Origin of the sequence: Longimicrobium sp., assembly GCF_036554565.1 — a bacterium.
In the GTDB taxonomy this organism is placed as follows: Bacteria; Gemmatimonadota; Gemmatimonadetes; order Longimicrobiales; family Longimicrobiaceae; genus Longimicrobium.
The window spans coordinates 1-6,338 of sequence record NZ_DATBNB010000789.1; the positions used below are offsets into that span (position 1 = coordinate 1).

Annotated in this window: 4 protein-coding genes; 3 read left to right on the forward strand and 1 reads right to left on the reverse strand. The window is 70.3% G+C overall.

The window, feature by feature from the left end; all coding sequences use genetic code 11:
* Positions 1 to 143: 143 nt before the first annotated feature.
* Positions 144 to 1,649, reverse strand: coding sequence for a S8 family peptidase (locus VIB55_RS22225; RefSeq protein WP_331878868.1), 1,506 nt, complete (start codon positions 1,647 to 1,649; stop codon positions 144 to 146).
* A 454-nt stretch (positions 1,650 to 2,103) separates the two neighbouring features.
* Here VIB55_RS22225 and VIB55_RS22230 point away from each other — a divergent pair, with 454 nt between their 5' ends.
* The 3 genes from VIB55_RS22230 to VIB55_RS22240 all read left to right on the forward strand — a co-directional run bounded on the left by VIB55_RS22230 (position 2,104) and on the right by VIB55_RS22240 (position 6,016).
* Complete coding sequence (locus tag VIB55_RS22230) at positions 2,104 to 2,955, forward strand: purine-nucleoside phosphorylase (protein ID WP_331878869.1); 852 nt, start codon at positions 2,104 to 2,106, stop codon at positions 2,953 to 2,955.
* A 152-nt stretch (positions 2,956 to 3,107) separates the two neighbouring features.
* Positions 3,108 to 3,464 (forward strand): hypothetical protein, encoded by a 357-nt coding sequence (locus VIB55_RS22235; protein ID WP_331878870.1) that lies wholly within the window; start codon positions 3,108 to 3,110, stop codon positions 3,462 to 3,464.
* A gap of 278 nt (positions 3,465 to 3,742) precedes the next feature.
* Complete coding sequence (locus VIB55_RS22240; protein WP_331878871.1) at positions 3,743 to 6,016, forward strand: TonB-dependent siderophore receptor; 2,274 nt, start codon at positions 3,743 to 3,745, stop codon at positions 6,014 to 6,016.
* The last annotated feature ends 322 nt before the right edge of the window (positions 6,017 to 6,338 follow it).

Sequence of the window (6,338 nt, forward strand, 5' to 3'; positions counted from 1 at the left end):
GCCGGAGCTGCTGGGCAGGGTCATCGATCCCAACGCGCCGCGCGTGCCGCCCGCGCCCGCGCAGCCCTGACGAGAGCACAACGCGAATCGCCCCGCCGGCATCGGATGCCGGCGGGGCGATTCACATCAAGCGAGCCGCGGGATCAGCTCGGCTTGGTGAGATTGAAGGTGTACGAGCCGCTGCCGCTGTACGAGTTCACTTCCCAGTAGTAGTAGCCGGCGGTGCCGCTGTAGGTGATGGTCTCGTCCGGCGACGCCGTCTCGGCGCGCGCGACGACGCTCCACGCCGAGCCGTTCCACTTGTAGAGCAGGAGGTCGAAGTCCACCCCCGCGGGGCCGTCCAGCACGCCCTTGTGGGTGCCCGACACCGTGCTCTGGTAGTAGGTGCCGTTCGGGTGGATGTCGTAGTCGCCCGCGCCCGTCAGGCTGCCGGTGTACGTGGTGCCGCCCGTCGGGGGAGGCGTGGTGCCGCCGCCGAAGATGCTGTACAGCAGGCGGTTGGGCGAGCCGGTGCCGGCGCTCGTCACCTTGTTGGGGGTGGAGTTGTTGATCAGCGCGCTGGCCACGCTGGCCGGCGACGCCGTCGTGTTGTTCTGCAGGTACAGCGCAGCCACGCCCGCCGTGTGCGGCGAAGCCATCGACGTGCCGCTGATGGTGTTGGTGGCGGTGGTGCTGGTGTACCACGAGCTGGTGATGTTGTTGCCCGGGGCGAAGATGTCGACGCAGCTGCCGAAGTTGCTGAACGAGGCACGCGCGTCGGTGTTCGTGGTGGCGCCCACCGTGATGGCGTTGGCCGCGCGGGCCGGCGACACGTTGCAGGCGTTCTGGTTCTCGTTGCCCGCGGCCACGACCACCGTGACGCCCGCGTTGTGCATGCGGTTCACCGCGTCGTCCGTGGCCGTGCTCGCGCCGCCGCCCAGCGACATGTTGGCCACGGCCGGCTTCACGTGGTTGCTGGCCACCCAGTCCATGCCCGCGATCACGCCCGAGTTGCTGCCGCTGCCGGCGCAGTCCAGCACGCGCACGGCGTACAGCTTCACGCCCTTGGCCACGCCGTACGTGGTGCCGCCGACGGTGCCGGCCACGTGCGTTCCGTGCCCGTTGCAGTCGGTGGTGCCGCGGCCGTCGGAGATGGCCGTGTACCCCGACACCGCGCGCCCGCCGAACTCGTTGTGGGTGGTCAGGATGCCGGTGTCGATGATGTACGCGTTCACGCCCGCGCCGGTCGGCGTGTAGTTGTAGGTGCTGTTCAGCGGAAGGTCACGCTGGTCGATGCGGTCCAGCCCCCACGTGGCGCCGCTCTGCGTGGCCGTGGCGGTGGTGATCTGGTCCTGCTCGATGTAGCTGACGCCTTCCTGGCGCTGCAGCGCGTTCAGCTGGCCCGCGTTCAGGGTGGCGGAAAAGCCGTTGAGCGCCGCGGTGTATACGAAGCGCGGGCTCACGCCGGCGATGGCGGCCACCGCGTTCGGGTTGGCGCCGTCCTTCAGCACCACGATGTACTGTCCTTCGATGCCGCGGCCCGCCGCCGCCGAAAGCAGGGGGGCGCCTCCGGGGGCACGTGCCGCCGTGTCGGTCGGTGACGAGTCCGAGCAGGCAGCCGCGAAGCCGAACATGGCGACGGCGGCGAGGGGGGAGAGCGTGCGCTTCATCAGGGTCCTCCAACAGGGTGAATCGGCGACGGCGGGGGCGCCGTGCCGCAGAGACGGGCCGCGCTCGCGGCCCGGAATGCCCGTTCTGCAACAGCCCGTACCTCGACCTGCCAAACGGGGAGGCAGCCGCCGGGGCATGCTGCCCGCGACCGCCTGCTCCGAGAGGCGCCACACGTATCGAGTGGCCTTCCTAAGGCACGCGGCGGGCCGCGCGCCTGAAATCGTTCAAGTGCCTTCCGTGCAACATGTTGAGGATTTCCAACGTGGCGTGGGGCGCGAGAGGAACGATGCAACTGCACCGGATTGGTGCACCGTTCCGGTGCGGATTCGGGACCGAAGTGCCATCGCATCCGGCGGGAAACGGATGGTGCACCACTTTGTACCCCGTTGACGGCGGGGGGCGGCGGGCGGAGATTCGTCCCGGAGCCTCCGCCCATCGCCCGACTGACGAGAAATGACTCACACCTCCATCGAGCCCACGGTCACCTTCCTGCGCGAGCGCTTCACCCGCGCGCCGCACGCCATCCTGGTGCTGGGCAGCGGCCTGGGCGGCCTGGCCGACGAGATCGAGGACGCCGTGCGCGTTCCCTTCGACGACATCCCCGGCTTTCCCCGCCGCACCCAGGCGCTGGCGGGGCACGCGGGGCAGCTGGTGGCCGGGCGGATGGAGGGGGTGGAGGTGGTGGCCATGCAGGGCCGCTTTCACCTGTACGAGGGATGGAAGCCGTCGGACGTGGCGCTGCCGGTGCGCGCGCTGGCGTCGCTGGGCGCCCGGTCCATGCTGCTGACCAACGCGGCGGGGGGGATCCGCCCCGGCTTCGTGCCCGGCGACCTGATGCTGATCGCCGACCACCTGAACCTGATGTTCCAGAACCCGCTGATCGGCGAGACTTTTCCGGGCGAAACGCGCTTCCCCGACATGTCGGACCCGTATGACGCCGGCTTCCGCCGCGCCGCCGAAGAGGTGGCGCGCGAGCTGAAGATCCCGGTTACCCAGGGCGTCTACGCCGGGCTGCTGGGGCCCACGTACGAGACCCCGGCCGAGGTGCGGATGCTGGGGCGGCTGGGTGCGGACGCGGTGGGGATGTCCACCGTGCCCGAGGTGATCGTGGCGCGGGCCATCGGGGTGAAGTGCCTGGGCATCTCCTGCATCACCAACCTGGCCGCGGGGCTCAGCGGGCAGGCGCTTTCGCACGACGAGGTGATGGAGGTGGGGGCGCAGGTGCGGGAGCGCCTGGTAGCCCTCGTTCGCGGCGTGCTCCCCCGCATCGCCCCGCTGAACCTGGCCTCCGAAGCCGCCAGCTGACCGGGGATTCATTCCCGGAACGCCTGTCGTTATCTTTCGCACGCTTCGCCGCTGAAACCTGGCGGCGAAGCGTTCCGTACACCTCCGCATTCGCGCATCCGCGCGCCCCGTCCGTCCGTCCCTTCCCCCGCGGCAGCACAAGGAGAACCCCGATGGGCACCAACGACACCATCATCGCCATGACCGCCATCGTCATGGGGATGCTTACGCTCCTGATCCCCATCACCGGCCTTACGGCGCGGTTCGCCCTGAAGCCGCTGATGGAGGCACTCGCCAAGTACCGCGAACTGCAGGGGCAGGACCAGGCGCAGCAGCTCCTGGAGCGCCGCATGGCCCTGCTGGAAGAGCAGCTTCACGGGATGGACCGCTCCATCCGCGACCTGGTGGACGAGTCGGATTTCCGCCGCCAGCTGGAGGGCGGCCGCGCACGGCAGGCGCTCCCCGTTTCGCGCATCGTCGCCGAGCCGCAGCCGGCCCTCGCCGCCGAGGCGCTTCTCGCCGAGCGCTGATCCGCCCGGCCTGCACATCGGCAGAAGGCCCGCCGCTCCCCCGGAGCGGCGGGCCTTTTTCGCATCCAGGATCTTCGGATGGACGGAGGGCGGGACGAGACTCTTGCGGGGGCGGCCGACGGATTGTATTCTGCGCGTTGAGAATCGTTCTCAATCTCAACCTACTCTGTGCGATGCGCCGGATCACCATAGCTGGACTCGGATGTTTGCTGTGCGCCGCCCCTGCCGCGGCCCAGGCTCCCCTCTCCACAGTCACGGCGGGAGCGGCGGAATGGGCCGTGAAGGGTGACACCTCGGCCGTCATCCACTTTTCCATCCGCCCGCAGCCGCTGGCGGATGCCCTGCGCGACTATGCCCGCCAGACGGCGCTCCGCGTGCGGGTGGACGTGGCGGCCGCCTCGGCCGGGCGGCAGGCATCCGGCGTTTCCGGCTCGCTGACCGCGGCCGAGGCGCTGCGCCGGCTGCTTGCCGGCACCGGGATGACGGCGCACTTCACCGACCGCGAAACGGTGGTGGTCACGGGGAGCGCGGCGGCGGGCGAGTGCGTGTACACGCTCACCACCCTTACCGTAGTGGGCCAGCGCAGCCGCGGGTACGGGGCGCCGCGCAGCAGCACCGCCACGCGCACCGATACGCCGCTGCGCGACACGCCGCAGTCCGTGAGCGTGGTGACGGCCGACGTGATCGCCGACCAGTCCATGCAGGGGATGGCCGACGTGGTGCGCTACGTTCCCGGCGTCACCATGGGCCAGGGCGAGGGGCACCGCGACGCGCCCACCATCCGCGGCAACGCCAGCACCGCCGACTTCTTCGTGGACGGGGTGCGCGACGACGTGCAGTACCTGCGCGACGTATACAACGTGGAGCGGGTAGAGGCGCTCAAGGGGAGCAACGCCATGACCTTTGGGCGGGGCGGCGGCGGCGGCGTGCTCAACCGCGTCACCAAGGAGCCGCGCTGGGCGCCGACCCGGGTGTTCACCGTCGAGGGCGGCTCGCACGACCACCGGCGCGCCACGATGGACCTGGGCCAGGGCTTCGGCGCGCTGGCGCTGCGCTTCAACGGCATGTACGAGGATTCGGAAGGGTTCCGCGACACCTACCAGCTTCGCCGCTACGGGCTGAACCCCACGCTGGCGCTGGCCCTGGGCGCGCGGACGACGGTTCAGGCCGGGTACGAGTACTTCAGCGACGACCGCACCGTGGACCGGGGCATCCCCTCGTTCCAGGGCCGCCCGTCCAGGGCACCCATCACCACCTTCTTCGGCAACCCCGACTCCAGCTATGCGACGGCACGGGTGAGCGCCGGCAGCGCCTTCGTGGAGCACGTGCTTCCCGGCGGATGGACGGTGCGCAACCGCACGCGGATGGCGGACTACGACAAGGAGTACCTGAACAGCCTCCCCGGCGCGGTGAGCGCGGATGGCGCAAACGTGACGCTGACGGCCTACGGCAACGCCACGGACCGCCGGAACCTGTTCAACCAGACGGACGTCACCTGGGAGCTGAGCACCGGCGCGCTGCGGCACACGCTGCTGGCGGGCGCCGAGGTGGGACGGCAGGAAACGGAGAACTTCCGGCGGACGGGCTACTACAACGACGCGGCCACCTCCTTCACCGCGCCGTTCAATGCGCCGACCGTGGCCACGCCCATCACCTTCCGGCAGAGCGCGACCGATGCCGACAACGGCACCACGGCGTCGGTGACCTCGTTCTTCGTGCAGGACCAGCTGGAGATTTCGCGCCACCTGCAGGCCATCGCGGGCGTGCGCTGGGAGCGCTTCGACATCGACTTCCGCAACAACCGCAACGGCGAGAAGCTCAGCCGCCGCGACGAACTGGTGTCGCCGCGCGCCGGCCTGGTGTTCAAGCCGGTGGAGGCCGCGTCGCTGTACGGCAGCTACAGCGTGTCGTACCTGCCAAGCTCGGGGGAGCAGTTCGGCTCGCTGAACGCCACGTCGAGCACGCTGGAGCCGGAGCGGTTCACGAACCGCGAGGTGGGCGCCAAGTGGGACGTGCGCCCCGGCTTTTCGCTGACCACGGCGCTGTACGCGCTGGAGCGCACCAACACCACGGCCCCGGACCCGGCAGACCCCAAGAAGGTGGTGCAGACGGGTGAGCAGCGCACCACGGGCGTGGAGTTCGGCGCCTCGGGGAACGTGACGGCGGCATGGCAGCTGGTGGGCGGCGCCAGCTTCCAGCGGGCGAAGATCACCAGCACCACCTCCGCCGCGGCCGCGGGCCAGCGGGTGCCGCTGGTGCCGGAGCGCACGTTCTCGCTGTGGAACCGGGTGCAGGTGCACCCGTCAATCGGGGTCGGGCTGGGCGTCGTCCACCAGGCGGAGATGTTCGCGGCGATCGACAACACCGTAACGCTCCCGGCCTTCACCCGCGCCGACGCGGCGCTGTTCCTGCGCCTTGCCCCGCTGCTCAGCGCGCAGGTGAACGTGGAGAACGTTACGAACGAGCGCTACTACGCCACGTCGCACGGCAACAACAACATCATGCCGGGCGCCTCGCGCACCCTGCGCCTGACGCTGACCACCCGCCGCTGACCCGGCGGCCTGGTTGACGAGGAGCGGCCGGTCCCACACGGGGCCGGCCGCGTCGTTTTCAGCGGGTTCCAGGGGCGGGCCACTGCCCGCTTCCGGCACGGAGCTTCACCTGCACGCCCACCTCACCCGCGGAAGCGCGCCCTGTCATCCCGACGGAGCGGCCAACACAGAGCCAGCCCTCACGTGAAGGCCCGGCAGCGACCGAGGGATCCGCCACACACCACGGGCGCGCCACTTGGCCCTCACCACACGAAAACAAGCCAGTCCGCGCAGGCGGACTGCGTGTGGTCGTTGCAGCGAATTCATTCGCCCGACGGGGCAG